This window comes from Pseudoalteromonas xiamenensis (assembly GCF_017638925.1).
Classification (GTDB): Bacteria; Pseudomonadota; Gammaproteobacteria; order Enterobacterales; family Alteromonadaceae; genus Pseudoalteromonas; species Pseudoalteromonas xiamenensis.
This window is the reverse complement of the sequence record NZ_CP072133.1, coordinates 3,338,720-3,363,120: the sequence shown is the minus strand read 5'-3', so window position 1 is coordinate 3,363,120 and position 24,401 is coordinate 3,338,720. Positions and strand designations below refer to the sequence as shown.

The 24,401-nt window shown below is 43.9% G+C and carries 25 protein-coding genes and 1 pseudogene; 10 read left to right on the top strand and 16 right to left on the bottom strand.

The window, feature by feature from the left end; translation table 11 throughout:
* Window positions 1-155 precede the first annotated feature (155 nt).
* Together J5O05_RS16290 and J5O05_RS16285 are read left to right on the top strand one after the other, a co-directional pair.
* Window positions 156-3,264, top strand: a pseudogene (locus J5O05_RS16290) (efflux RND transporter permease subunit).
* 8 nt (window positions 3,265-3,272) lie between these two features.
* Window positions 3,273-4,331: an efflux RND transporter periplasmic adaptor subunit gene (locus J5O05_RS16285; protein WP_208842967.1), complete on the top strand. Its 1,059-nt coding sequence runs from the start codon at window positions 3,273-3,275 to the stop codon at window positions 4,329-4,331.
* 66 nt (window positions 4,332-4,397) lie between these two features.
* Here J5O05_RS16285 and J5O05_RS16280 read toward each other — a convergent pair whose 3' ends face one another.
* Window positions 4,398-5,474, bottom strand: a complete 1,077-nt coding sequence (locus J5O05_RS16280) for a PAS domain-containing protein (protein ID WP_208842966.1) — start codon at window positions 5,472-5,474, stop codon at window positions 4,398-4,400.
* Window positions 5,475-5,545: 71 nt separating this feature from the next.
* On the bottom strand, window positions 5,546-6,136 hold the full coding sequence (locus tag J5O05_RS16275; RefSeq protein ID WP_208842965.1) for a MarR family winged helix-turn-helix transcriptional regulator: 591 nt from the start codon (window positions 6,134-6,136) through the stop codon (window positions 5,546-5,548).
* A gap of 63 nt (window positions 6,137-6,199) precedes the next feature.
* Between J5O05_RS16275 and J5O05_RS16270 the strand changes: the two genes are divergently transcribed.
* Window positions 6,200-6,793 (top strand): carboxymuconolactone decarboxylase family protein, encoded by a 594-nt coding sequence (locus J5O05_RS16270; RefSeq protein WP_208842964.1) that lies wholly within the window; start codon window positions 6,200-6,202, stop codon window positions 6,791-6,793.
* Between the two features lie 29 nt (window positions 6,794-6,822).
* Here J5O05_RS16270 and argA read toward each other — a convergent pair whose 3' ends face one another.
* Both argA and J5O05_RS16260 read right to left on the bottom strand, forming a co-directional pair.
* Complete coding sequence (argA, locus tag J5O05_RS16265) at window positions 6,823-8,163, bottom strand: amino-acid N-acetyltransferase (RefSeq protein ID WP_208842963.1); 1,341 nt, start codon at window positions 8,161-8,163, stop codon at window positions 6,823-6,825.
* Window positions 8,164-8,473: 310 nt separating this feature from the next.
* Window positions 8,474-9,028: a GNAT family N-acetyltransferase gene (locus J5O05_RS16260; protein ID WP_208842962.1), complete on the bottom strand. Its 555-nt coding sequence runs from the start codon at window positions 9,026-9,028 to the stop codon at window positions 8,474-8,476.
* Window positions 9,029-9,141: 113 nt separating this feature from the next.
* Between J5O05_RS16260 and J5O05_RS16255 the strand changes: the two genes are divergently transcribed.
* The 4 genes from J5O05_RS16255 to J5O05_RS16240 all read left to right on the top strand — a co-directional run bounded on the left by J5O05_RS16255 (window position 9,142) and on the right by J5O05_RS16240 (window position 12,109).
* A complete protein-coding gene (locus tag J5O05_RS16255) occupies window positions 9,142-9,960 on the top strand; it encodes a hypothetical protein (protein ID WP_208842961.1) in 819 nt (272 codons plus the stop codon).
* 326 nt (window positions 9,961-10,286) lie between these two features.
* On the top strand, window positions 10,287-11,585 hold the full coding sequence (locus tag J5O05_RS16250) for an intermembrane phospholipid transport protein YdbH family protein (protein ID WP_208842960.1): 1,299 nt from the start codon (window positions 10,287-10,289) through the stop codon (window positions 11,583-11,585).
* On the top strand, window positions 11,582-11,764 hold the full coding sequence (locus J5O05_RS16245) for a YnbE family lipoprotein (protein ID WP_208842959.1): 183 nt from the start codon (window positions 11,582-11,584) through the stop codon (window positions 11,762-11,764). The genes J5O05_RS16250 and J5O05_RS16245 overlap by 4 nt, the downstream gene beginning before the upstream one ends.
* 9 nt (window positions 11,765-11,773) lie before the next feature.
* Window positions 11,774-12,109, top strand: coding sequence for a YdbL family probable chaperone protein (locus J5O05_RS16240; RefSeq protein ID WP_208842958.1), 336 nt, complete (start codon window positions 11,774-11,776; stop codon window positions 12,107-12,109).
* Window positions 12,110-12,223: 114 nt separating this feature from the next.
* On the opposite strand, the gene J5O05_RS16235 is transcribed toward J5O05_RS16240, so the two are convergent.
* The 3 genes from J5O05_RS16235 to J5O05_RS16225 all read right to left on the bottom strand — a co-directional run bounded on the left by J5O05_RS16235 (window position 12,224) and on the right by J5O05_RS16225 (window position 14,743).
* Window positions 12,224-12,628 (bottom strand): DUF1801 domain-containing protein, encoded by a 405-nt coding sequence (locus J5O05_RS16235; RefSeq protein WP_208842957.1) that lies wholly within the window; start codon window positions 12,626-12,628, stop codon window positions 12,224-12,226.
* Between the two features lie 71 nt (window positions 12,629-12,699).
* Window positions 12,700-13,119: an ester cyclase gene (locus J5O05_RS16230; RefSeq protein WP_208842956.1), complete on the bottom strand. Its 420-nt coding sequence runs from the start codon at window positions 13,117-13,119 to the stop codon at window positions 12,700-12,702.
* Window positions 13,120-13,825: 706 nt separating this feature from the next.
* On the bottom strand, window positions 13,826-14,743 hold the full coding sequence (locus J5O05_RS16225; protein ID WP_208842955.1) for an alpha/beta hydrolase: 918 nt from the start codon (window positions 14,741-14,743) through the stop codon (window positions 13,826-13,828).
* Window positions 14,744-14,984: 241 nt separating this feature from the next.
* Between J5O05_RS16225 and J5O05_RS16220 the strand changes: the two genes are divergently transcribed.
* Window positions 14,985-15,566, top strand: a complete 582-nt coding sequence (locus J5O05_RS16220) for a hypothetical protein (protein ID WP_208842954.1) — start codon at window positions 14,985-14,987, stop codon at window positions 15,564-15,566.
* A 26-nt stretch (window positions 15,567-15,592) separates the two neighbouring features.
* Here the strand turns inward: J5O05_RS16220 and J5O05_RS16215 are convergent, their stop codons facing one another.
* Complete coding sequence (locus J5O05_RS16215) at window positions 15,593-16,435, bottom strand: RDD family protein (RefSeq protein ID WP_208842953.1); 843 nt, start codon at window positions 16,433-16,435, stop codon at window positions 15,593-15,595.
* 186 nt (window positions 16,436-16,621) lie between these two features.
* Between J5O05_RS16215 and J5O05_RS16210 the strand changes: the two genes are divergently transcribed.
* On the top strand, window positions 16,622-17,323 hold the full coding sequence (locus tag J5O05_RS16210) for a hypothetical protein (protein WP_208842952.1): 702 nt from the start codon (window positions 16,622-16,624) through the stop codon (window positions 17,321-17,323).
* A 10-nt stretch (window positions 17,324-17,333) separates the two neighbouring features.
* Here the strand turns inward: J5O05_RS16210 and J5O05_RS16205 are convergent, their stop codons facing one another.
* The 3 genes from J5O05_RS16205 to J5O05_RS16195 form a co-directional block, all read right to left on the bottom strand.
* Window positions 17,334-18,503, bottom strand: coding sequence for a lactonase family protein (locus J5O05_RS16205; RefSeq protein ID WP_208842951.1), 1,170 nt, complete (start codon window positions 18,501-18,503; stop codon window positions 17,334-17,336).
* Between the two features lie 67 nt (window positions 18,504-18,570).
* The gene (locus J5O05_RS16200) at window positions 18,571-19,020 is read right to left on the bottom strand and encodes a nuclear transport factor 2 family protein (protein ID WP_208842950.1); all 450 of its coding nucleotides are present in this window, start codon (window positions 19,018-19,020) and stop codon (window positions 18,571-18,573) included.
* Entirely contained in the window at window positions 19,017-19,451 is a 435-nt protein-coding gene (locus tag J5O05_RS16195; RefSeq protein ID WP_208842949.1) for a GNAT family N-acetyltransferase, read from the bottom strand. The genes J5O05_RS16200 and J5O05_RS16195 overlap by 4 nt, the downstream gene beginning before the upstream one ends.
* 173 nt (window positions 19,452-19,624) lie before the next feature.
* On the opposite strand from J5O05_RS16195, the gene J5O05_RS16190 reads away from it, so the two are divergent.
* Window positions 19,625-20,407, top strand: coding sequence for a PhzF family phenazine biosynthesis protein (locus tag J5O05_RS16190; protein WP_208842948.1), 783 nt, complete (start codon window positions 19,625-19,627; stop codon window positions 20,405-20,407).
* An 86-nt stretch (window positions 20,408-20,493) separates the two neighbouring features.
* Here the strand turns inward: J5O05_RS16190 and J5O05_RS16185 are convergent, their stop codons facing one another.
* From J5O05_RS16185 to J5O05_RS16165, 5 genes are read right to left on the bottom strand one after another with little or no spacing between them, the layout of a single operon-like run.
* A complete protein-coding gene (locus J5O05_RS16185; protein ID WP_208842947.1) occupies window positions 20,494-21,177 on the bottom strand; it encodes a response regulator in 684 nt (227 codons plus the stop codon).
* 3 nt (window positions 21,178-21,180) lie between these two features.
* A complete protein-coding gene (locus tag J5O05_RS16180) occupies window positions 21,181-21,798 on the bottom strand; it encodes an ATP-binding protein (RefSeq protein ID WP_208842946.1) in 618 nt (205 codons plus the stop codon).
* The gene (locus tag J5O05_RS16175) at window positions 21,761-22,678 is read right to left on the bottom strand and encodes a HAMP domain-containing protein (RefSeq protein WP_208842945.1); all 918 of its coding nucleotides are present in this window, start codon (window positions 22,676-22,678) and stop codon (window positions 21,761-21,763) included. The genes J5O05_RS16180 and J5O05_RS16175 overlap by 38 nt, the downstream gene beginning before the upstream one ends.
* On the bottom strand, window positions 22,635-22,832 hold the full coding sequence (locus J5O05_RS16170; RefSeq protein ID WP_208842944.1) for a hypothetical protein: 198 nt from the start codon (window positions 22,830-22,832) through the stop codon (window positions 22,635-22,637). Before J5O05_RS16170 ends, J5O05_RS16175 begins: the two co-directional genes overlap by 44 nt.
* A 1-nt stretch (window position 22,833) precedes the next feature.
* A complete protein-coding gene (locus J5O05_RS16165; RefSeq protein WP_208842943.1) occupies window positions 22,834-24,372 on the bottom strand; it encodes a cytochrome-c peroxidase in 1,539 nt (512 codons plus the stop codon).
* Window positions 24,373-24,401 lie beyond the last annotated feature (29 nt).

Sequence of the window (24,401 nt, the reverse complement as noted above, 5' to 3'; positions counted from 1 at the left end):
CCCCAGCCCTTAAACGACTCTTCGCTACGCTGTACTCAACTCATTTTTCTGTTCGTTCATCTTAACGATACATGTTTTGTTGCAATTTATGCGTTATCTAGACACTCATTTATCACTACACTACAGTCAGGCAGTGGTATACAAAAAATAGAATTATGAACTTAACCAAAATTGCACTCAAAAATCCAGCAGGCGTCATCGTTGTGCTGGTGTTAGTTGCCTTGTTTGGCACACTCAGTATTTTTAAACTCCCTATCCAACTCACACCGGATATCGAGCAGCCTCAAATTACCATTATTTCGGGATGGCGACAGGCCGCGCCAGAAGAAATGGAATCCATGATTATTGAACCCCTTGAAAACGCGGTGAAAAACACCCCTGGGGCACTTGAAGTCAACACTGATATTAGCCAAGGTTTTGGTTCAATTAATCTGACCTTTGCTGTTGGCACAGATATGCAGCAAGCAACGCTCGACGTGCTTACTAATTTGAATCAAGCTCCTCCGTTACCGCTTGATGCAATGGATCCTATCGTTAGTGCCGGAGGCAGTGGTCAGGCAGGCGGCCCCAATGTCGCCACTTTACTTGTCGTGCCATTGATATATGGCGAACATACAGATATGGCACAGTACCAAAAAGCCATCGATGACTTAATAGAACCACGTCTTGCTCGTATCCCTGGTATTTCTCGAGTCAACTTGGCCTCCGAGCGTCCCAAAGAGCTTCGAGTCACATTCGATCCTCACAAAGCGGCTGCGCTGGGCATAAGCATTAACGATATTCGTCGGACACTCGCTTCTGCAAACGACACTTCTGGTGGCGTCGCTGATGTCGGAAGACGTCAATATACAGTGCGATTTACGGGGAAATACGATGTCGACAACCTTTCGCAGATGCGTATAGGCTATTCTCAAGAAAGACCTATTTACTTAGGGGATATCGCGGAAGTATCTGAAACCACAACAGATCGCAGAGCACTTACATTAAGAAATGGAAAGCCCGCCTATTACATTACACTGTCGCGAAGCAATGGGGCTAATACCGTTGCAGTTCTCGATGAATTGAACCAAACACTCAAAGAGCTTAATGAAGGTGTGTTGAAAGAAGCAGGTCTATCAATCGAGACTCAGTTACGATGCATCCGTTCATATCCGTAATGCTCTGCAATTGGTGAAAAGCAACCTAGGTCTCGGTGTATTACTCGCTCTCAGTATCTTATGGTTATTTTTACGCGGTATTCGAACCACGTTGATTATTGCCTCGACGATACCCGTGTCATTGTGTGTCTCATTTCTTGCGTTAGCGGCATTTGACCGTAGTTTGAACGTCGTTTCTCTTGCCGGACTCGCCTTTGCCGTTGGCTTAGTGTTGGATGCGGCCATCATCGTGCAAGAAAACGTAAGCCGTCTTAAAGCGGAAGGAACTGAAAACAACAAAGCAGCGCTTCGTGGTGCAACACAAGTTGCAGGTGCCTTATTTGCATCAACAGCAACCAGTGTAGCTATCTTTCTACCCATCTTATTTATGGCAGGTATCGAGGGCCAACTTTTCTCCGATTTAGCACTAACCCTATCTATCGCGGTGGTTGCCTCGCTGATTAGCGCAGTTACATTAATTCCTATTGCAAACCGCTATTGGCCTGAAACACCTAAAGTCGACCCTTTTTCTAAGTATTGGCATCGTTTAACCGCAACAATCATGAAATCGACCAACACTAAAGTAAAACAACTTACGTGGATAGGTGCGCTTTTGGGCGGTTCTGCAGCCATTACCATTTTAATGCTGCCACAAACAGACTTTATGCCAAGAGCACCAACTGACGGATTCTTTTATTCACTTATCACACCTCCGGGCGGCAACATTGGTTACATGGAGGACGAACTTGCGAAACGCGTCAAAGCAAGGCTCGACCCACATTACCGTAAAGAGAAAGCGCCCTATATAAAAGATTACAATTTCTATGTTTTCGGTTCGAATGCCGGGGGCTTTGTCTACTCCGCTGACCCACAACGTGTTGAAGAATTGATGAAAGTCGCACGTGAAGAAATTTTCACGGACCTACCTGATACACAAGTGTTTCTCTTCCGTGGCTCGATGATCCAAGTCGCAAATGGCGGAGATGGTCGCACCATTAACTTAGATTTGAGCGGCCCAGACATGCCCGCATTGTTGGATGCGGCAAAAACTGCCCTAGCTGCGGTAACTGAGGCCATGCCTGATGCAACGGCTCAACCACAGCCCAGTCTCGATTTATCCGAACCAGAATTGCGGCTAGCACCAAACGATCGTCGAATCACACAAGCGGGACTAACACGTCAAGACGTCGCGCAAGCAGTGCAAGCGTTCACCAATGGTATGTTTATCAGTGAGTACTTTAACGGTAATGAACGCATGAACGTCATTTTACGTTCCAAACCATGGCAAAATCCGGAAGAGTTGTCCGAACTCCCAATTTCAACACCGTTGTCAGGAATTCAAACTCTTGGTGAATTGACGTCGATTGAACGCACTGTGAAGCTCTACTCAACTTCGTCGGATTAATGGAAAACGAACCGTGAGTGTCCTAATTACACCACCTGCGAGTATGAGCTTACAAGAAGCGCAAACAATCCTTCAGACCCAAGTATTACCTAAAGTGAAAGCCGTACTCCCCGCAAGTTCCAGCGCTATATTGGCGGGTAATGCACAAAAGATGAATTCTGCTATTGATGAAATGACCATCAATTTCTTCCTAGCTCTGTTTATTCTTTTCTTATTGATGACGGCATTATTCAAGTCTGCAAAAGACAGCATCTTGGTGTTGCTTGTAATGCCTATGGCCGTTGCCGGTGGAGTCATTGCGCTTTGGTTACTCAATTTGTTTACTTTCCAGTCTCTCGACTTACTCACGATGATTGGTTTCATCATTCTGCTGGGTCTAGTTGTCAATAATGCCATTTTGCTCGTTGATCAAACACGCGAAGGCGAACGTGACGGTTTAACAAAATCAGAAGCGGTGAAACAGGCCGTACTGATTCGAGACTCGACCCGTGTACCTAAGTACTTTAACGAGCCTCTTTGGCATGTTGCCATTGATGCTTATGCCTGGAGTGGAACTCAGAAATTTATAGGGGCCTCGCGACCGTCATCGTTGGCGGCATGGCGATCAGTGCAATATTTACGCTTTTCTTGATGCCAAGCCTGCTACTTCTTGGGAAACAACCAAAACCAACAAGTAAACAAGAATCGCAGAAGCCACATCTCAATTTAGTTGCCAATCAATAGGAGTTATTATGTTAGGCAAATCAAAATTTCTATTATTGTCTGCATGTTTGTGGATTTACCCAGAAGCGTGGGCAGCACTTCCCGTAAAAGTGGAAAACTTAACATCGGATCCCCTTATTTCTGAGTTACAAATCCATGGCACGGTCAATGGCAAAAACGATGTTGAACTAGCTGCGGGGACTGCTGGATTGCTTGAAATGGTGATGCCTCCGGGTTCCTATATCAAGCAAGGTGAGCTGATTGCAAAAATTGATACCATTCCGCTCGAGCTTGAAAAGGCGCAGTACCAAGAAACACTCAATCGCGCCAAAATCAATTTACATTTTTACGAGCAAGAACTTACCCGATTGACGTCGCTTGCCAAAACGAACAGTGCCGCAGTGTCACAAGTGGACTCCATGCGAAACCAACGCGATCTGGCTAAGTCGGACATCGCGATGGCTGAAATTCGTTTGCGACAAGTCGAAGATAAGATAAACCGCGCTTCGCTTCGCGCCCCTTTCGACGGTGTGGTAAGCGAACGGATGAAAATGGCAAACAGCGAGGTTAATCGTGCAGACGAACTTGTAAAATTTATTGATATTAACAACTTAGAAGTCAGAGTGTTCATCCCAGTGAAATACATTGACGCTGTCTCTTTGCAACAGGTTTTAAAAATTCACTCGAGCAGTAGTTTCAACACTGCACGAGCGGAAGCTCAAGTTGATGCCATTATTCCTGCTACAGATACTCGTTCTCAAACATTTGAAATTCGCGCAACACTTGAAAACCAAGCATCAGGGAAATGGGCAAGTGGCCAGTTGGTTGATGTTACCGTACCTCTGTTAAACCAAAAGAATGTGCTGCTTGTAGACCGAGATGCGCTTATCCTTCGTCAAGGTGGCGTACATATTGTTAAGATTAACGATGACAATACAGCGAAACGAGTTACGGTTACAGTCGGTAAAGGGCAAGGAAATCGTGTCGAAATCACCCCTGCAGATACGTCATTATTAAAAGTCGGTGACAAAATTGCGGTGCGTGGTGCTGAACGTTTAAATGACGGACAAGCTGTAGAAATCCAATAACCTCTACGCAGGCAGGTTGTGATTCAACCTGCCTTGTGACCTCATCTTTCTAAAACACCAACTCGACTATAAAAATGCAAGTAATTGATGTCCTGCTGCAACCGAATGTGTTTCACCATCAAATACATTGTCTGCAGTTTGGCTGACGAATACTCCGCTTAACCAATCAAATACTTCTTTGTTGAAAGCAATCAAAAAAGGATAAGGAATATCTTGTGTATTTTCGACAATCGTCAGTTTTTTCGCTACTTCATCAATGATGAGCGCCCCATCGTTGAACTCAATACAAAAATACAGGTTGTTAGCCACTTCTTGAAAGCGTTGAGCGATATTTTTAATTCGTTGTGGTGATATGCCTTGTGATTCCAAGAATCCAATTTCTGTGTCCACTTCTTCAATAGATTCAAGAAGTGCAGATAGGTCACTGGCTTCGATTGGCTGCTCAGACATAAATGCTTCAGCGGAGATCGGGGGTTTTTCTTTTCTGCCTGAAAGCGCTCCATTCGTACCGGGCGAAAAGTCGAAGAATGCCTCTTCAAACAATTCGCTGGCATCTGCGTCTCGCAAACTCGATGCGTAAATTTTTTCGTTTTGGATTAGCGCATCGACCACCTCGTGCTCATCCTGTACTCCGCTCTCAATACTTGCTCTGTGTTTTATATAGAATTGTTTAAAGATTTTATTTGAATCGCGGATCTGGGTCGCCAAATGCTTCATGTTGGTCAAATCTTTTTGAATTGAAATGTAATGCGTTACCTTTCCGTCCGTATCTTTAATTTCACTGATATTCCATTCAACAGGATAAATCGAACCATCTTTGCGGTAGTTTATCGACGCACCATAGAAAAACCCCTTCTCGGCTAATTCTGGTTTTATCCTTTTTATCACTTGAAAATTGCTTTCAGGGCCTTGAAGTATTCTCGGTGACATGCCAACGAGTTCCGCCAAGGAATAGCCTGTATTTTTACAAAACACCTGATTTGCATAAACAATTTTATGCCCTCTGTCCTCATCGGCGTCAGTAATGACCACTGCATGGTGCGAGTGCATTAAAAGCTGTTTCAAAAGTTCTAGAGCCGAACATTGTGCGACGAGTTGACCGAAGAACATGTGTTCTTCAAGTTCTTGTTCTCTCACTGACATACAAATTCTCCAAAGCAGATTACTGAAAGTCTAGTCAGCAATTCGTACCTTGTCAGAATCTAGCGAAAGAATTATTTCCCATTACTTCGCTGTTGCCACCGCAAAAATTCTTGCTGTTCACGTGTAAGACTTCCCCCCTTAGATTCCACAACCTGACCATGCTCGGCAAGCATAGTTTCAGCGTTGTGCTCAATGGCGGCAAGAGTCACTTTCAATCGTTCGATATCATCATTTTCCAAACCAGCAAGCAGCTTCTCTGTCCTAAATTCAATTAATTCAACCAGTTTTCGATAGAGAACAACGCCTTCGTCACTCAACATTACGGGCTTTGCTCTGCCCAAGGAAAGTTCTGCCGGTTTAACTAAACCACGTTTAGTTAAGTCGTTTATTGCTCTGGTCACAGAGTACGGATCCAGTCTCGACTGATAGGCAACGTCTGCTGCTGTAATCGGTGAGTACGACCCGATGTTTAAAAGTACTCGAATTGAACGCGCATCGAGATCCATTTCGTAGCGAATTAAAGGATCTCTATCCAAGATCAATAAGTTGCTTACTATCGCGATTCGATACGGAAAATGTGCCAACAAATCAAAAGGCTTTTCAATCTCTGTCGAAAGAACAAAGGCATCTCTTCTTGCTTGCGTTGGTTTTTTTGTAGACATTTATTTAAAACACTCTTACATTATGTTGCATATGCAACATAAATAAACAACAGGAAATATACCATGCCATTAGTTACCCCTTTGCCGCAAGATGCAAATGAAGAAGTCAAAGCGCTCGCGACCTTTTTCAATGAAACATTAGGGTTTTGTCCAAACAGTGTATTAACTATGCAGCGTAGACCGCATATTGCAAAAGCGTTCATTAATTTAAACAAAGCGGTAATGGAAAATCATGGCCGAGTCACCTCCGAACAAAAGCGACTCATTGGCTATCTAACTTCAGCAAACACAGGATGTAACTACTGCCAAGCCCACACGATCTTAGCAGCTCAGCGCTATGGTGGTAGTGATGAACGCTTGGCTGCCATTTGGCAATTTAGAGAAAGTGCTTTGTTTAGTGCCGCGGAAAAAGCAGCATTTGAATTTGCACTTGCCGCTTCAAGTGTTCCTAATGCGGTAGATGAAATCATTGAACGCAATCTATCTTTGCATTGGGACGAAGGAGAAATCGTCGAAATTCTGGGCGTTATCTCGCTTTTTGGCTATTTAAACCGTTGGAATGATTCTATGGCAACAACATTGGAAACCGGTGCAATTAATGCAGGAGAAACCTTATTAACCACATCGGATTGGCAGGTAGGTAAACATACCCAGTAATGAAATGAAAGCGCGCTCGGCGCGCTTTCTTATCGCGCTTGTGTCAATGCTGACAAATCTAGCTTTAGAATTTTTGAGCGACGTTGGTAGTTGTATAGCGACTTTTTCTTCGCCGGTAAATCTTCAACATCCGCAAATTCAAAGCCCTGCTCTAGAAACCAATGAATACTGCGTGTTGTTAACGCAAACAGTGTTTTGAACTGCATGTGTTTCGCTTGGTTAATCACGGAGCGCAGCAACACACTGCCTCGGTCAGCATCACGATATTGAGGGTGTACCACTAAACACGCAAACTCCCCAGCTTCTTCTTCAGGAAATGGGTAAAGCGCCGCGCAACCAATAATCAGACCGTCACGGTCTATTACGCTAAATTGTTCAATTTCCATTTCAAGCTGTTCACGAGAACGACGTACCAAGAAGCCTTGCTCTTCAAGTGGACGGATCAAATCCAGAATACCACCAATGTCGCCGATACAAGCGCGTCGAAGTTGCTCCGAACTCTGTGGTGCGATTTGTGTACCAATACCATCGAGTGAGAACAACTCCTGCAGCAATGCGCCATCTTCGCAGTAACTCACTATGTGGCAGCGATGCACGCCTCCTCGGCACGCCTCAATGGCGGCTTGTAAAAAGGCAACGGTACTCATGCATGGTGGAATAATTTTGCGGTAGCGCTCAACGACTTTCTCGGCTTCGTTTGGCATAAGTTCAGGAATAACTTCCCCTTTCTCATCGACCACACCACTTTCCATACAAAAACCGATCATTTTGTCGGCTTTCAACTTAAGCGCTACTTGAGTCGCCACTTCTTCTGCCGTCAAATTAAAACTTTCACCGGTAACAGAGGCAGCTACAGGACCCAGTAATACAATTCCGTTGGTATCTAATTGGCGACGAATACCATTTACATCAATGCGCCTAACACGCCCGGAATGACAATAATCCACCCCTTGGTCAACGCCCAAAGGTTGAGCAATTACAAAGTTACCACTCACCACGTTAATGTGATTTCCCGTCATTGGCGTACTGCTTAAAGAAGTACTCAAACGCGCAGTAATATCTAATTGCATCGCGCCTGCAACTTGTTTGATCACTTTAAATGAAGCATCGTCCGTCACTCGAACGCCTTCATGAAATTGACTATCAATGCCCGACATCGCCAATGCTTCATCAATCTGAGGACGAGCGCCGTACACCAGCACAATTTTAATCCCAAGACTATTCAATAGCGCCACATCGTTAATAATACTGCGGTAACCTCGTTGATTTACCGCTTCACCACCGAGCATAACCACAAAGGTCTTGCCGCGGTGAGCATTAACATAAGGTGCTGACTGACGAAAACCATCAACAAGTTCGGTTGTACGCACTGATTTACTTTCCTCTTTATGAAACGTGAGCCAATCTCAACAATAGAAAGGCGACTATAGAGAATTTATATTCACAAATAAAGAATTAATATTCGTTTTTGCCATTTTTTTATCTCGTTAATTTATGTCCTTCTCAATTTCCCCGTAAACATTTGTTTATGACCGCTCTACCATAAAGTTTATGCATGACACTTTGACGATTCTTTAAATGCTAACGTGGGCTTAAACGTAATGCGACAAGACTCACAATGCGTATTTATTCATCACTAAATTGTATTATCACGTTGCTGCTGTATTGGAGCACCTATTTTTACCTCCACAAGCCATCTGAAGACACGCCTTCAGCTTTTTGATAGCTAAAATAATAGTCAGTGATTTTCTCTCCGCCAATTTGGAAGGCTTCTTTCTCAATCGACATCAGTGTAAAGCCCGCACGCTCTAGTACTTTCATTGACCCCACATTGCCCTCAGAAACGACCGCGGCAAATTCGGTTACTTTTATCTCTTTTTCACACCAACGAATCAGTGCATTTAGTGCTTCACTTGCGTATCCTTTACCATGAAATTCAGGTAAATAAAGATAGCCAATTTCACGGACCTGTTTTTCATTAAGTGAATACCCCAAAATCCCAATTTTTTGGCCATCCTGCGTAAGAACACATAAACACAATGGCATTGATGTGCAATTGTTCCAACTCCCCAAACGAGCAGCAAATTTCTGTTGAAGCTCTTTGTTGGTTGGCGGGTCAAAACATTGAGCGATAATACTTGGCGTTCGATGCAATGTTTCAAAAAGCATCCAATCTTCCTTTGCCAAAGGCCGCATAAGCAAACGCTCCGAGTAAATTTCCAATTCCTTGTTCATTTTAGAATTCCTTTAAAACCATATTGATAAACTGATAATTACAATTTCTTACTTGAATCTCAAGCATGGCTTGGTTACCGTCTAACTTAAAGCTTTTACGTTCAAGGAATGACATGCTCAAGCGAATTACCTTTGCAATATCCTGTGTTGTCATAATTTGCGTAGGTAGTTGGCAGTATAAAAATTCAATTGCGCTGTACGCGATTAACCATTATCTGAAGCAGTATGACGCCCAAGTGACATGTTTGGCCTTTTCGTTGGATAAGCAAGCAAACATCCATATTGAGTCCATGTGCATGAGTTCCCCTGTCGTTACTGGGGTAATCAACGATATCGACATTAACTGGACCCTCGAAGATAGACTTGCGCCTCGCGTCCACTCTATTTTTATTCAATCTGCAGCCATCGAGCAACTGACTATAGCGCCGAAGCCAAGTGCTCAGCCAGAGTCGATAGAAGACCAAGTCAATTCTGCGTTTATTCAACTGACCTCGATTGAAGTCCCCTTCACCGTAGAGATCGCCCAGTTGCAAATGCTGCTGCCTGTTATCAACGAGCCTGTTTTGCTTCGCGCAAATTTAGCCAGCACAAAAAAGTCGTTCGACATTAAAAGCACGGAGCCAGCACAAAACCTTGCTTTGGCAGTAGTGATTGGCGAAGACGAAATACACGCCGAGGGTAAGATAAACCTCCATTCAATTCATAACCGACTCAAAGCTGTTCCCACTTATGATGAGTGGTTAAATACGATCGCTAAGCTGGAAGGCAAGCTCGCATATGAAATAATGTGGGACAAAAATAGATTGAATGCGCGTGTAAAGACAAACGGTCTTGGCCTTGCGCTTAGTAAAAAGAAGCCCGACGATCCAATCTATGTATCAGGTGAGACTCAATGCCGATTTTACCCTAGAGAACAGCCTACTTTCGATTGATATGCGTGAACAGCCTAAATTTAATGTGCATTTTTCGACGCGCCACTTCAAGGAATTGCTAGCAACGTACCAGTTGTCCGCCGCCTCATCGCAGTTCATTTTGGAAAACATATCTCCTTTATTCGAAATTCAACCGAAAGGACAACTTACATTAAACCTTAACACGCTTGAAAGCACAGCCGACGCGTTCCTTATTACGAACCAAAATCTCCAGTTTGAACTCGGATCGTCTGCGTTATCACTTGAACAAGGAACTGGTGGTTTTATCTATACTAAGCAAGGGAGAGCTATCTCTTGCATCTCTCTCACCCCAATTTGTAAGTCCTATGCATTACAACGGTCACGTTCAACTGGTCCATGCAAAAGAACAAACGAATGTCATCATCGCACCTATTGAGCTATCGACATCTTTACTGAGCGATGAGTCAACAGCGCTAAAGGTGCAAAAACCAACTCTCTCTTTAACTGGCCATGTGGACTTGACGCCGAATCAAGCACCTGAGTTTGAGTTAAAACTTGCTGCGAAAAGTGAGAGTGTGACTAAAAACTCTGACTTCACCATACCGAAAGCAATGACAGCTCTCACTGTTTTAGGTTCTGATGGGCATGTTACGATAAGTGGTGATGTGCTTAGTGACACACTGCCCCTTGGCCGATTAAACGTGCAAGGCCCGATTAACGCGACTCATATGTCCTTCAGTGGTGAAAAGTTAAATGTGGCAAAAGTCTTAAAACAGGTTAAAGCTCACGCTCTATCTCCCTTAAAGCCAACCAGTGGAACGCTCACTTATAATTTTGAATTAAACAAATTCAATCTATTTGAACCAAAACTAAATACCGCAAACGCGTCAGTAACCCTTCATAGGCTGTCAGGCAAGTGGCAAGATACGGCGTTTTCAACTTTAAGTTTCCACGACCAATTTAGTTTTGAAGACTCTCATTGGCAGAGCCAATCCACTGATGGAGTGCTTACTGTTGCCAGCATGCTGCCAGACAATACGCTGACGTCCTTGCGTACAAACGTAAAATTACGTCAAGTTCAGGAGTCATTCACTGTGCAATTGCAAAATTTATCTGTAGAGATGATGGGCGGGAAGTTGAGTGTACCAGCCTTGCTATTGCCATTTGGTGACGTGCAATCTGTTGTCGTCTCCGTTGATCGCTTAAATTTAAAGGAATTGGTCTCGGCACAGCAGTCGCAAGGTATTGTTATTGAGGGAACGATTTCAGGTCAGCTCCCCGTGGAAATTAGCCAAAACACGAAAGGCGATGTTTCCATCCTTATTGCCAAGGGCTGGTTAAAAAATGATGGAAATGGTGTGATAAAAGTAAAAGATAATCCCGCGGTGTCTAGAATGAAGTCGCAACAAAGTAACTTGAGAATCGCATTTGAAGCCCTAGAAAATCTGCAATATCACTTGCTGAGCGCAAAAGTAAACATGGATGAAACAGGAGAAATGATACTGGATACCAAAATCCAAGGATATAACCCAGATATTGATAACGATGTAAATTTTAACTTGAACTTGAACTACGATTTACCCGGTTTACTTCAATCTTTGCTGATTGCCGAGCAGCTTGAGAAGAAGTTAACGGATCGCCTGATCCCAAAGGAGTCAAAATGAAACAGTTACTACTGAGTTTGCTTGTTGCAAGCGCACTTGCTGGCTGCACACACCGAATTGAAGTTGCAGCAAAAGAGCCAATCACCATCAACATGAATTTGAAAATAGATCATGAGATCCGCGTCAAAGTAGACAAAGAACTCGACACATTATTTGAAGAAAACGAAAGCCTATTCTAAGGAGCAGACATGAACTTATTACGTGTAATTAAAACTTCTGCCATGACTATGATTGCATTGGCGTTCAGTGCAAGTGTGTTTGCTATGAGCTTACAAGACGCCAAAGACCAAGGTTTAGTCGGTGAACTAAGAAATGGCTATTTAGGTGTTGCTGTCTCCAGCCAAGAGGTTGAAAGTTTGGTCAAAGATATCAATCAGAAACGTAAGATAGCTTATGCCGATATTGCTGAGCGCAATAACCTCACGCTGGACCAAGTTGCAGCTAGAGCTGGGATAAAAAACCTCGAGCGAACGCAAGTGGGATTGCTGGTCGAAAATGCTCAGGGCCAATTAGTAAAAAAATAAACGTTAAAAACAAGGGGCATACCGATTGCCCCTCAGTGTTTTAAGACCTGCTAATAAATGCAGTAAAGTTTTTAAGATGAATTCGATTAACAACACACCGTCTAGTCTAACATCCTACATCCCTAATAAAGGAAGGTGTTTGCGTTGGTGATAGGTAAGCGCTATTTCCACACAATGTCTGATAGACGAAACAGGCCAAGGCTCTGCTAGATTCAATACAATTGCTCGATTGCCCTGAAAAACCAGCTCTGTGCCATACACTTCTTTGAACGTCTCAACTAATCGTGTTTGACAATGAAAAAAGAGAAAGCAATTTGTCGGCGAAGATGCTTTCCAATCCATTCTAAGCGGACTACCTTTGCTTACACTGAAACTGGGCTCACCCCATTTAAGGCATTCCGTCACGTCCCCCAATTGCAATTCATTGGCAAGTTCGATCACCATTTCACGAAGGTGGCCTAACCTCACACGTACATCTTCAGGGTAGTTTGCAAAATGCTGTTCAACATCTCTGTTCATTTGCACTCCTTGTCATTGCTCTTGCCACTTTGTATAACGCCTCAACAATACCTTGGATAACAGAAGCCTAATTACTGGCTTCGGTTCGCTTGCAGTTGTTGAAAGATACTTAGACGGTCCGCAACTTGCCAATGTCCCGATATTTTATTATTTTCAAAAAAATACACCGTAGCGCCTGACATATGAAGTGTCTTTCCTGTTGGAGGAATACCCGCGATTTCACCTAAGTGTGTCCCTTTCCAAAGCCATGTCATACAAACACTGTCTTCATTTTCAAACAGCGATTGTATTTCAAAGCGTTGATCCGGTACTGGAGCTCGTGAAATCGATACCCTATTCTGAAATCCTGCAACATCTAATGTCATGCCATTCCATGGATCACCTGGATCGTGCATAACGTGATAAGAATCAGCCAAATATTCTGAGATAGCGCTAATATCACCCTCATTCCAGACTCGTTGAATAAAATCTTTTAATATCTCTTTGTTCATCGCATATCGCCCTTTTTATGATTAAACATCCGTGTATTGCATCCGTTACAGTAAGGTCTTCAACAAAACAGAGAGCTGATTTTGTTGAGTGTTATCTAACGTTGAAAACAACACACGAGACGATTCAGTAAATGACACTTTAGCCTCTTCATAAATCTGTTTTCCCGTAGCTGTAAGTTTGACTAAGCTTACTCGGCTGTCTCGCGGATTCGTTTCTTTTTCTACTAGACCGATTTTTTCTAGCGGATTTAATAAACGAGTGATCCCGGACGGGCTTCAAACCGACTCGCTCTGCTAATTCATTGCGACTCATTATGTGTGAAGTCGTAATATACAACTGATTTAAGACGAAATAGTCTGATAAACCTAAACCATGAATAGACAGCGAACTGCCTACACGCTTTTGAATCTTACTTTGCAGATTCATTAAATTGATCACCAAAAGATCGACTGACTCTTCTAACATTTCACATATCCTTGATATATCTTTGACTAAACAAATATATATCAAGGATACTTGCGTAGTCAAGCATATATCTAAGATCAAGCATCGAAATTCATCCAGCTCAGAATTATTTGAGGAATGAGGCATGTAGAAAATGAAAGGATTGAATTTTTTATTATATAATATCAATGCATTACATGAATACCTCATCATCCACGAACAGTGATAGCAGCCGTCCGATGAGCCGCCATTTTAGCAAAATTAACTGACTACAATATCTGCGATGTTTTTAATACAACGCCTAGCCGTTTCGCTTATCCCTGATAATTGGAAAAATCCATGTATTACACCGAGATAACGCTCACAGTACGCATCAACACCATGCCTCAACAAGTCTCTATACAACGCTTCACCTTCGTCTCGGAGCGGGTCGAATTCGGCCGTAAAAATGTAAGTAGCAGGCAAACCGCTATAATCCATTGCTTCAACTAAATTAAGTTCAGCTAACGTTTTTTGCGATGCCCCGTTACCCGCGTAGAGTGAAAAACCAGAAAGTAACATTTGTGCGGTAATGACAAAATCTTCACCAAATTGACGGTAACTTTCAGAGCGACCAAATGGGTCAAGCATTGGATAAATTAAAACTAATTTGCGCGGCTGTGCAAAGTTATTACGTTTCAAACGTAGTGCAGTTGCCAGTGCCAGGTGTCCACCTGCACTGTCTCCAGCGAAAATCACGTTAGCAACGTCGCCGCCAACAATACAACCTTGCTGCATAATACCTCGCACAGCATGAAACACATCATCATGTGCTGCGGGGTAAGTAAATTCAGGCGCGAGACGATAAGAAATACACACGACAATTGCATGCGCCTCAGTTGCAATTTGCCGCAGCTGCATTTCATGGGTTTCAGTACCACCGCTGATAAAGCATCCGCCGTGAAAATAAATGACAATAGGTAACGTTTCGCCATGAACTGGACGATACACTGTAATTGGGATGCCATTCGCTACATCTGTATGCTTTTCAATCGCACCGTGACATTCCCCCGCTAATACCGTACTGGCTAGGTAGCCTGCTCGTCTTTCGTGGATACTGCTTTTGGAGGGACAAGGCTTCCCGATTGCTTGAAACTCATCGACTAGCTTTTGGATCCCAGATTCAAGAAATTTGCTCATGTTAATTTAGTTTAAATTACAACATATGGCCTCAATCATACCGTAACAACTCATGTATATAAACACAGTAATGATCAAGAAACTGTGGTCGATGACAATGTGTATTCCATGGTGAAAGGTCAATCAACCTATTGAGAGCGTTGGAATTTGAGCGTTGCATCCGCCGTCAAAGTTCACGTATGCTAAACAGCACAACGCCAATTCTTTGAGCTCATCTGTTCACACTTCAAAAGGACCATACATGAAATTTCCTCTGCTGACGCTACTTCTCATATCCACAAAGTTGTTTGCGTACACCGGTGAGATACAAGATGCACGCGAGGGCGCACCAGCACATATTTCGGCTAAAGCGAGCATCATGACATGTAACGATGGAAAGTTTGCTGTCGCCGAACAAGGCGAAAACGGCTTTGTCTGCCTCGTGCTCCGAGATGAACAAGGTCGATTTGAACCTTCTTGTCTAAATCGGGCAGCCATGACCGCGATTTTTCCCGTGTTCGAGTACCAAACACAAATGCTTTCGAAAGGGATACACATAGAGCAAATTTACAAGAAGATTGAAGAAAAATACCAATCCGGCGAGTTTTTAACACCAGAGGCTGGCGCACTAGTTTATATGATGTCACCGCGCAACAAATTCTACGATCACTTCAATCAGCGTTTGATGGAGGTAAAACCACATATCATGCTTTACACGCCAAGGCTTGACCCAGCGCAGCTTGGGTTGAATAACAAAGATGGTCTACCCGGTTACTACAACGAATATCCCCATTTGGGCGTTGTGCACATTCAGACAACTCCCGTGCAGTTAACTAAGCAATAAATTTCAGCATTTTCTTGACTGCAAATCTATTGTGATGGTTTCTGAATATTTTCGTTTGGTTCTTTTGTGTCACTCTCTTTATCAAAGGTGCTGTCACTAACCCAATCAGTAAATCGGCCTCGTACAACGACTGTATTGGATATTTTATCTTGAATGGCCTGACGATTCGGATCCCAATAAATTTGCAAAAAGCCCATTAAGCCTGTTGCAAATCCAGCACCGTAACCACCATAACGACCAAACGAGTCCATTAACGAAAGTGCTTTACCGTTGAGGTTCACGACACTGATACCGAGAAGTCGTTTACCTGGTGTTTGTCCATCCCAAAGTAAGGTAAACAAACTAAAATAGGCAGCAGCCCATCCAAATCCGAAACCCAAATCTTCAATTAAGTCGCGGCCATAATCTAAAATGCTGGTTGTGGGCTGTTGTGTGTCTTTTGTTAGAGCGGCAATTTCAGCTGGTTGACTCGTTGCTGTATCCTTGGGCGCGACAAACGGCGTTGTACTCTCAGGCTGTGTCGAAACCAAATCAACCATTTCACCAACAACAACCAATGAAGTGATGACCATAATTCCAATCGCAATCAGTTTAGCGGGTTTTCGCCAAAGGAATTCTAGTCGGTGGCTCATACCTCGTTTTTGACTCAGATAGAAACCATAAGAGGCAAACAACCATAAAAGTGTACCGCTCACCTCCGTAGCAAAAAAAATTAAGGCCACATCAATCATTATCGCTAAACCGCGCTCCCAAGGCTTCGCAAGTGGAAACCCTAAAAGCGGTTTGTGCACTTTAAATGCATAAGGTGTAATGATTTCACGCGTTTCTTTATTCGTGAGGTGTAACGCTTCAAAATCTTTGGGTTCCATGTCTAAAGTCTCTTTTTTATTTTTGCACTACCTTTGCTCAGTTTCACTGTGCCATGAAAGCCGCTAAGATAGAGTTGACGCTAGCATCTTAACGTGTCCATTTGTTGTCAACAAGTTGGACTTTACTAAGCACTTGAGAGCTCGCATTTTGAACCTAATAGACCACTATCATCTACGGAGAGCGCCATGGATAACGCAGCTATCGAGTTTTTAAGCTTACTCAAAAATCGAAGCAGTCAGCAAATTCGTGACGCGTTTGTGCAGCTGGACGATTCTGCCAAAAAACACGTTTTAGAATGGCTATTTAAACAGAGTTCAAACCCAGAAGTATACTCGGACATGCAAGGACTCAGCGTTTTACTCATCGATGGTGACTCAATCCCAACGGGCTTTATGTCTTCGCTCGTAGAGGAAGATAGATTTGCCTTTTTCTACCTTGCTCTGCAATCAAAACAGCTGCTGCAAATGCAAAATCACCAAGGTAATACCCTACTCCATCTGATGTTTGCGAACCCAAAGAAAACCACGCCACCATTCAATTTTATTCGTTCCCTACTGCTTTTTGAACGCAATGAAGACATCGCAAAATGCTTGACGGTTCGCAATCAGCAAGGCCTAACGCCGATTGAAACCTATCTAGCCCATCACGCATCACTCGCGCCAATCGCCACACCCGAAATGGGCGCACTGATTGGTCTGATGGAAGCAGAGAAATCGCGACGAGCCTCGGTAGATTTGAACAACTTAGGGTTGATCTTAAAACACCTTTGCCATGTTCATGGCAAGACCACGCTGCTTAATGCAAAGCATCGCCTAATTTTGCTTGGTGCGTATTTCAATTACAGTGAATCTGACATAGAGCAACGCATACACGCAGCTCTATTTTAAGGAGAGACAGTTACAATGCCGTTTGTCCGACATCAAAGACAACAAGCGCATTATTTTTCCCAAGAGCCACAAACAATAATTGTTTGTGTTCATCCAACGTAATGGATGAAATGCCGCTGAGCTTTACTTTTGCAGTATGAACAAGCTTGCGTTGTAAACTTAAATGCCCTTTTTTATCAATATTGAATTCTAATAACCCTTCGCCCCCTTCTCCTGCGGCGAAAAGTCGTTTTCCATTACCTGAGAGTGCCAAACTACTAGCCCCCTCCAACCCGCTTCCGCCGATGTCTTTGCTATCAATAATGTCGAACGGGACAAATAAGTCATCTGGAGAACGCTCAAACACGTTGATTACCCCACTTTTTGCAGAGGCAATGTAAAGAAAACGCCCATCTTCAGACGCGATAATTTTTTGCGGTTGAAGTAATTCCTTAACACCATTTTCGCCATTTTTGATGACTTGCTTTAAAGCCAAGGCTCCGTGATCATCACGGTGAAACACGGTGACTTGATTTCCCTCGAACCCGCTGACATACAGTTCATGATCGTTGTCAGCTAATGCAAGCCCAATTGGATTACCAAGTGATGGTGCACCATCCTTAGTTGATTTTATAATGTGTGATAGGGTCAACGTATTCGTCACTGAGATGTTAAATATCACAACTGCATTACTCATGTAACTTGCAACAAATAATTGGGTCGAATCCTTCGTTTTAACGACATCCCATGCGCCAAGCAGTCCAAGCTTATCTAAAGCACCAACAGACTCGTTGCCATGGAACACTTGTTCATACCCAAGTTTATCTGAAAGAGTTTGTAATGAAAGAAGGCCATCACTATTGGCCGTAAAGATTGAGACTGCGCCGTCATAGAACCCTGAGACAACAGCCGAACGTTCACCTAGCGCAACAACACCGGTTGCACCTTCTAGACCAAAGGTATTTGGCTGCGAATTCTTAGCAATACCTTGAAACGATAGTGTTCCAGTGGCATCAATTGCAAATGTAGCTAACGCATTGTCATCACCGCTTGCAACAAAGACACGTGAGCCATCACCCGATACGGCTATATTACGAGGGTTTCCTAGTCCATCTACTCCCTTCACGTCATCTTGAAGATATTGTTTCAGAGCCAATGGATTTGTTGCCTCGTTTGCGTTGCACAGCCAAGTTAAACCCACGCATAACCCAAGTATTACGCTTCTTTTTCGCATAGTAAGATTCAACTTCGTTTCGCTCGTATCGTCTTTATTTTGATTGATGCTTGGTCATGTCGTGATATTGCCAGAGCACATTGATAATTTGCCAGTTACCTTGTTCATTTTTGACTAGATGCATGTAATCTATCCAATCATCCGCGGTCAATTTAACTGAGGCAACGCGGTTGGTGATATCTAAGATTTGGATATCCTTTTTAGGCACCTTGGGGAATTTATCCCCTGCGATATTGTACGTTTTCGCGACATTCAACATAACCTGTTTGTCAGTTTCCAATATGGTGTCTTTACCCTCTGCGTCAAGCCAATAAGTCCGTTTTGCAAGTTGAGAGTGTAATGCCCTATCCATTCTCGCTTCATTTGGTTGATGTTGTGATTCAATGTAGTCAAGAGCGGCTTGTCTAACCTTGTCCTCGTCTGAAGCCTGAACATGTCCCGCTATGGATAAAAATAGGAGGCTTCCTAACATCCACAATTTCATTTTCTCAATTCCTTAATAAATTCAATTTCACCGTCATCATACTGCTTAACGAGCTTCCAGCCGTTTTTCAGATAAAAACGAGCAGCTCTCGTCTTGTTGTCTGTTGATAGATTCGCCTGTGTATGGCCTAAGTAAGCTAACCAGGTGAGCATTTGTGACATTAATTTTTGACCGATCCCCAGTCCTTCAAATTCAGGGTCGATAAACAGTGCCCAAATGTTCGCTGTTTCACGATTCGCTGCAGCAAAACCCACAATTTTACCTTTGCTTTCACACAGCCAAGTACGTCCACATTTATCCAGATAGTCTTCGTACATCTCTGCCGTCACTTTTCGAGGGTCGCTCAAAATGTTCTCTTTAACTGCTCCACGGATAACTTGTAATTGAGGTATGTCGTTAGAAACGGCTAAACGATAGATAAACTGACTCAATGGGATTCCTTATGAAAGTTAGGTCTCAGTACTAGACCTTTATATTGTTGAATTTATTTCAAGTAGTTTACCTGATTAACACGCATTCGCCTGTCGTAAAAAAGTTTGCATTTCGTAACAATATGTTAAGTTTGATTAGTTCGGGTCCAACATATCAAGTAAGGAAGCACATTGTGGAAATAGCTATTTATCAGATAGACGCATTCGCAAGTCAGGTATTTTCAGGCAATCCAGCCGCGGTCTGTCCCCTAGTTGAGTGGCTTGAAGACGGCATATTGCAATCAATAGCCGAAGCAAATAATTTGTCTGAAACGGCCTTTTTTGTCGTAAAGCAGAACCTCGTTGAACTCCGATGGTTTACCCCAAATAGCGAGGTTGACTTGTGCGGGCACGCCACGCTTGCAGCCGCTCACGTGTTGTTCCAGCATCTCAATTACAGCAGACCAGCCATCCGTTTTCAGACTCGTAGCGGTGAACTCGTTGTGGAGAAAACCGGTGACGCTTACACGTTAAATTTTCCAGCCTCAATGCCAACCCCTGTAGCACCACCACCGGCGCTTATTGAGGGTTTAGGCGTTACGCCAAAAGCAGTCTATTGTGCATTTGATTATATTGTCGAACTGGAAGATGAAGCGAGTGTTAAGTCGCTCGAACCTAATTTAACGGCGTGGAAACAATTAGATAAACGCGGAGTCGTCGTCACGGCGCCTGGCCTAAACGTTGATTTTGTGAGTCGCTGCTTTTTTCCTCGTCTTGACGTAGATGAAGACCCTGTAACGGGTTCAGCGCACTGCGAAATCGCTCCACTTTGGTCAAAAGTACTGCAAAAACAAATATTACAAGCGAAACAATGCTCAAAACGAGGTGGCAAGATGACGTGTATCGTCGAGAGCGAACGAGTTACGCTCATAGGTCATGCGGTTGACTATATGAAAGGCACCATCACCCTAGAGTAGACTTGGCGGTAACTGTTTTTTGTCATTACTTTGTGGCGACGCATAACACGGCATGCTTCGCCATTCTTAGATTTCATTAAAACACATTAAACATGTTCAAATTTGTAGCCCACCCCATAAATAGAATGAATGAATTCAAGTTCTGGAGCGATGGTCGCAAGCTTTTTACGCACCTTTTTTATGTGACTGTCGATTGTGCGGTCGCTCACAATACGGTCATCTTCATAAATGCTATCCATAAGTTGGTCGCGGTTATAGATTCGCCCAGGGTGCATATATAGTTTATGCAGCAATTGAAATTCAACGGCTGTCAGACTGACTTTATTTGACTGAAAGGTCGCGAACAACGTCGTTTCATCAATAACTAACCCTTCATTTTGCTGGACTTCCACGGGTGTTTGCATAAACGATACCCGTCTCAAAATGGCTTTAACACGGGCAACCACTTCTCTTGGGCTATAAGGTTTACACACGTAGTCATCGGCCCCCAGCTCAAGCCCTAACAAGCGATCAACCTCTTCCACTTTTGCGGTAGTCATCACAATAGGCACAATTGAACGTTGACGAATGTGTTTACAGATTGTGATACCATCAACGTTTGGCAGCATAAGATCCAAAAGGATCAAATTTGGTTGGAACGCTTCATAAGCCGATATCGCCTCACCGCCGTCGTACACCACTTTTACCGAATAATTACTCTGTTCAAGGTATTTCGCTAGTATATCCGCAAGTTTCTTTTCGTCCTCAACTACTAGAATGCGCTCAGACACCTATCACTCCTTAAAAAACTCGATTTGCATTGACACACCACCTAATGGACTGGTTCTAGCTTGAATTTCACCGTGGTGGGCAGACACAATGCTACGACAAATCGCCAAGCCGAGTCCAGACCCACCTGAAGCCCGGTTCCTATCGTCTTCAACGCGATACAAACGCTCAAATAGCTTCTCAATTTTATCCGCACTCACACCCGGCGCACTGTCTTCCCAATTGACAAAAATACGCTCAGCCGATTCAGCAATTGTTACCTGAATTTGCCCTGGCGCAGCAGTACTTGAATCAGTATAGCGCAATGTATTTTGCATGAGATTATCAAAAAGTTGAGTTAAGCGCTCTGCGTCGCCGAGCAACTTACCACTTGAAACCGCATCAAACTGCACTTGGAATCCCCTTTGCAGCAAGATCCCCTCGTGTTTATCCAACACCCTGCGCACCACATCGCTGACATTGATTGTTGCCATGGTATAAGTCAGCGCGCCTCGGTCTGCAAGCGACAATTGATGTAAATCGTCAACTAAGCGGGTCAATCGAGCCATTTCATCGTGCAACGATTTAACCGCATAGTCATTCATTTCAATAATACCATCCATCATGCCTTCGAGTCTCTGCACGAATAACGGCGATAGGCGTACGCAATTCGTGGGAAATATCCGCAATCCATTGCCGTTGCGCCAACCTATTTGCGCTCAACGTTTCTGCTAGGCGATTCATATCGCGTGCAAGCTGCCCAATCTCATCTTTGCTTTTGGGTTTTAATTTTACTTGATAGTTTCCACTTGCCAGTTCACGAGCGTTGAACCGCAACGTTAGAATGGGTTTGACCAGGTATTTACTGAAAGGCAATGCAACGACGAAAGACAATACTAGGACAATGATTGCAATGTAGGTAAACTGCCTTTGTTGTTCTTTTTCAAACAACAGGTCAAACTTTGCGTTAACGCGAGAGCCATTCTCAATGCCCAAATAGCCTAATAGTCGGCCAGTTCCTGCTGTTTCACCGCTATCATCGCCTTCACGTAACGGTATCCAAAGTGCGGATTCCGCCATTCGCTCAGTACCAAGAATGATTAAGTTCGACGCTGTTTTGAACATTAAACGCTCTTCACCCGCTCCTCTACCTGCGGGTCTAGGATCAAATCCTGAATCATCTCGAGGCCGGCGGAATTCACCTTCGTCCTCTGGTCTTGGTCTTCTTGGTCGGCCTTCATCTTCAGGTCGCGGTCTCGGAAAGCCATTATTGTCATCAAACCTTGGACGTCTTTGCCGTTCTCCTTGCTGATCTTCCCTTGGTGGAGGAGGTGGTGGCGGCCTTCTTGCGAAGCCATCCTGTTGATTTTGCTGATATCCAAGCTCATTTCTGCGCTGTATGGCACTCGGAGAAAGGTCCCCTTTTTGGCGATAAACCATCACGATAGCTTCAAACGGCTCACTGCCTGGATGGATCCAGTCAACATTTTGTTGTTGCTTGAGGCTCTTTAACGAATGCTTCAATGACGGGAATCAACGAAACCCGTGCAGTACCTTGAATATATTGAGAAAAACTCTTTTCGAACGCGATTTGATTCGCAATAAAAATAGCCAATACGACAAGCGTATTGGCTGCTAAGATCATTACAAGTAGTTTGGCTCGAATCGAGTTCAACATTTTAAAGCGGATTGCCTCGCCCATCGGTTGCATTAAGCCTTAAATTATCAGGATTAGTTTGTTGATTGCTAGGAATAAATTGAGAAATACACGTTTTATCTTTCGCACAATGATCAGTAAGTGATTCTAAGAACGCCACCAAATCCTGTTGTTGCTCTTGGTTTAGTCGAGCGGGTTGGAAAGGTGATTGCCCAAGTAAACGCAATGCTTCTTCCGAATTTTCAATTGCATTTTGGTTTAAAGACTCACAATCGGTAAAACGACTGAACTGACGAAGGCTACATGCACCACCTCTTGCAAAGAACGCATCAACACTCGCTGGCGGATTGGTATAATGGCGTACAACTTCTGGTAAATTACGATAAGCGCCAGCATGTCCGTACGGTGCTGTAAGAGCGACGTTAATCAAACTTGGTACTTTAAAAGCAAACTGGTCACGTGGTACGTTTGACACTAGACCTCGACCCTTATCACTGTGATCGGCTTCCTTTCCAGGACCAAGCTGCGGAAACGCTAAGTTAAAGAAACCGTCATTGGTAAAGCGCTCGCCACTATGACATCCAACACAACCTGCTCCACCTTGGTTTTGCGGTGTAAAGAATAAAACCGCGCCGCGTTTTTGCGCGTCATTTAACGCTGCTTTGTCACCACGAACATAACGGTGCCAATCCGTATCCACAAAGGTCATGGATTGTTGGTAGCTACTTAGCGCCATGGCAACACTGTCAAACGTGATCAACGATTCTCGGCTTTCATTCGAATTAAATGCACTTCTGAATTCTGCGAGCCAATCATTTGTCGCTAAATCACCTTCTTCTGAACCATAATCCCCAATTCGAGAAGCGATGTGTTGGCGAATTTCTGCGGTAGTCGTAGCATCTGGAAATCCAGTACCACGCATTTCTTCTGTAGACGTTACTGGAAAACGAGATAACGCATCGACTAAATTATCTGGTACGGCCGTATCAATCACACCTAACCCTGAGTCTGGCGTACTAACACCCGTTACAACACTGCCATCCGGTTGTGTCTGAGTCACTCGCTCAACACGCCCGTCCCAGAAAAGCGCTCGCGGAGCGAGTCCTGTGTTAAATACGGTGGGTGAGTTGCGAGGAATATTAATTTCCTCATCCGCTGGGCGACGACCAGGCCCTACAACGTCTTCTCGAACGGCATTCACGCCGACGGCCAACGACAACGCATCCGTGCCGCCGAGCGATGGATGGTGACAGCTTGCACAGGCAACCGATTTCTCGCCACCGATCCCTTTGGTAAAGAAAAGTTTCATACCAAGTTGAGCAATCGGATCGCTAATATTAGGTTGATGTTCTGCTGCAGGGATAACACCTGTCAGCCCTTGATTTTGAATAATTGTCGCCAGTGTATCGTCTAGCGCACCAGTCTCTACCGTTGGTGGAGGCGGGTTACGTGGCGGAGGCGGTGGTGGTAATGGTCTAGGTGCAAACGCTGCTACACTCGGTAAACTCACGACCGCAGTTGATAAAATTCCAATCGCTAAAGCCTGTTTCATGACGTTCATTGTTCTTCTCCAACGGTATCCTTACCATG

What these genes read in the sequence shown, in the direction of transcription:
- J5O05_RS16285 (WP_208842967.1), top strand. Translation starts at nt 3,273, where the DNA reads ATGTTAGGCAAATCAAAATTTCTATTATTGTCTGCATGTTTGTGGATT.
- J5O05_RS16280 (WP_208842966.1), bottom strand. Translation starts at nt 5,474, where the DNA reads ATGTCAGTGAGAGAACAAGAACTTGAAGAACACATGTTCTTCGGTCAA.
- J5O05_RS16275 (WP_208842965.1), bottom strand. Translation starts at nt 6,136, where the DNA reads ATGTCTACAAAAAAACCAACGCAAGCAAGAAGAGATGCCTTTGTTCTT.
- J5O05_RS16270 (WP_208842964.1), top strand. Translation starts at nt 6,200, where the DNA reads ATGCCATTAGTTACCCCTTTGCCGCAAGATGCAAATGAAGAAGTCAAA.
- J5O05_RS16260 (WP_208842962.1), bottom strand. Translation starts at nt 9,028, where the DNA reads ATGAACAAGGAATTGGAAATTTACTCGGAGCGTTTGCTTATGCGGCCT.
- J5O05_RS16255 (WP_208842961.1), top strand. Translation starts at nt 9,142, where the DNA reads ATGCTCAAGCGAATTACCTTTGCAATATCCTGTGTTGTCATAATTTGC.
- J5O05_RS16250 (WP_208842960.1), top strand. Translation starts at nt 10,287, where the DNA reads ATGCATTACAACGGTCACGTTCAACTGGTCCATGCAAAAGAACAAACG.
- J5O05_RS16245 (WP_208842959.1), top strand. Translation starts at nt 11,582, where the DNA reads ATGAAACAGTTACTACTGAGTTTGCTTGTTGCAAGCGCACTTGCTGGC.
- J5O05_RS16240 (WP_208842958.1), top strand. Translation starts at nt 11,774, where the DNA reads ATGAACTTATTACGTGTAATTAAAACTTCTGCCATGACTATGATTGCA.
- J5O05_RS16235 (WP_208842957.1), bottom strand. Translation starts at nt 12,628, where the DNA reads ATGAACAGAGATGTTGAACAGCATTTTGCAAACTACCCTGAAGATGTA.
- J5O05_RS16230 (WP_208842956.1), bottom strand. Translation starts at nt 13,119, where the DNA reads ATGAACAAAGAGATATTAAAAGATTTTATTCAACGAGTCTGGAATGAG.
- J5O05_RS16225 (WP_208842955.1), bottom strand. Translation starts at nt 14,743, where the DNA reads ATGAGCAAATTTCTTGAATCTGGGATCCAAAAGCTAGTCGATGAGTTT.
- J5O05_RS16220 (WP_208842954.1), top strand. Translation starts at nt 14,985, where the DNA reads ATGAAATTTCCTCTGCTGACGCTACTTCTCATATCCACAAAGTTGTTT.
- J5O05_RS16215 (WP_208842953.1), bottom strand. Translation starts at nt 16,435, where the DNA reads ATGGAACCCAAAGATTTTGAAGCGTTACACCTCACGAATAAAGAAACG.
- J5O05_RS16210 (WP_208842952.1), top strand. Translation starts at nt 16,622, where the DNA reads ATGGATAACGCAGCTATCGAGTTTTTAAGCTTACTCAAAAATCGAAGC.
- J5O05_RS16200 (WP_208842950.1), bottom strand. Translation starts at nt 19,020, where the DNA reads ATGAAATTGTGGATGTTAGGAAGCCTCCTATTTTTATCCATAGCGGGA.
- J5O05_RS16170 (WP_208842944.1), bottom strand. Translation starts at nt 22,832, where the DNA reads ATGTTGAACTCGATTCGAGCCAAACTACTTGTAATGATCTTAGCAGCC.
- J5O05_RS16165 (WP_208842943.1), bottom strand. Translation starts at nt 24,372, where the DNA reads ATGAACGTCATGAAACAGGCTTTAGCGATTGGAATTTTATCAACTGCG.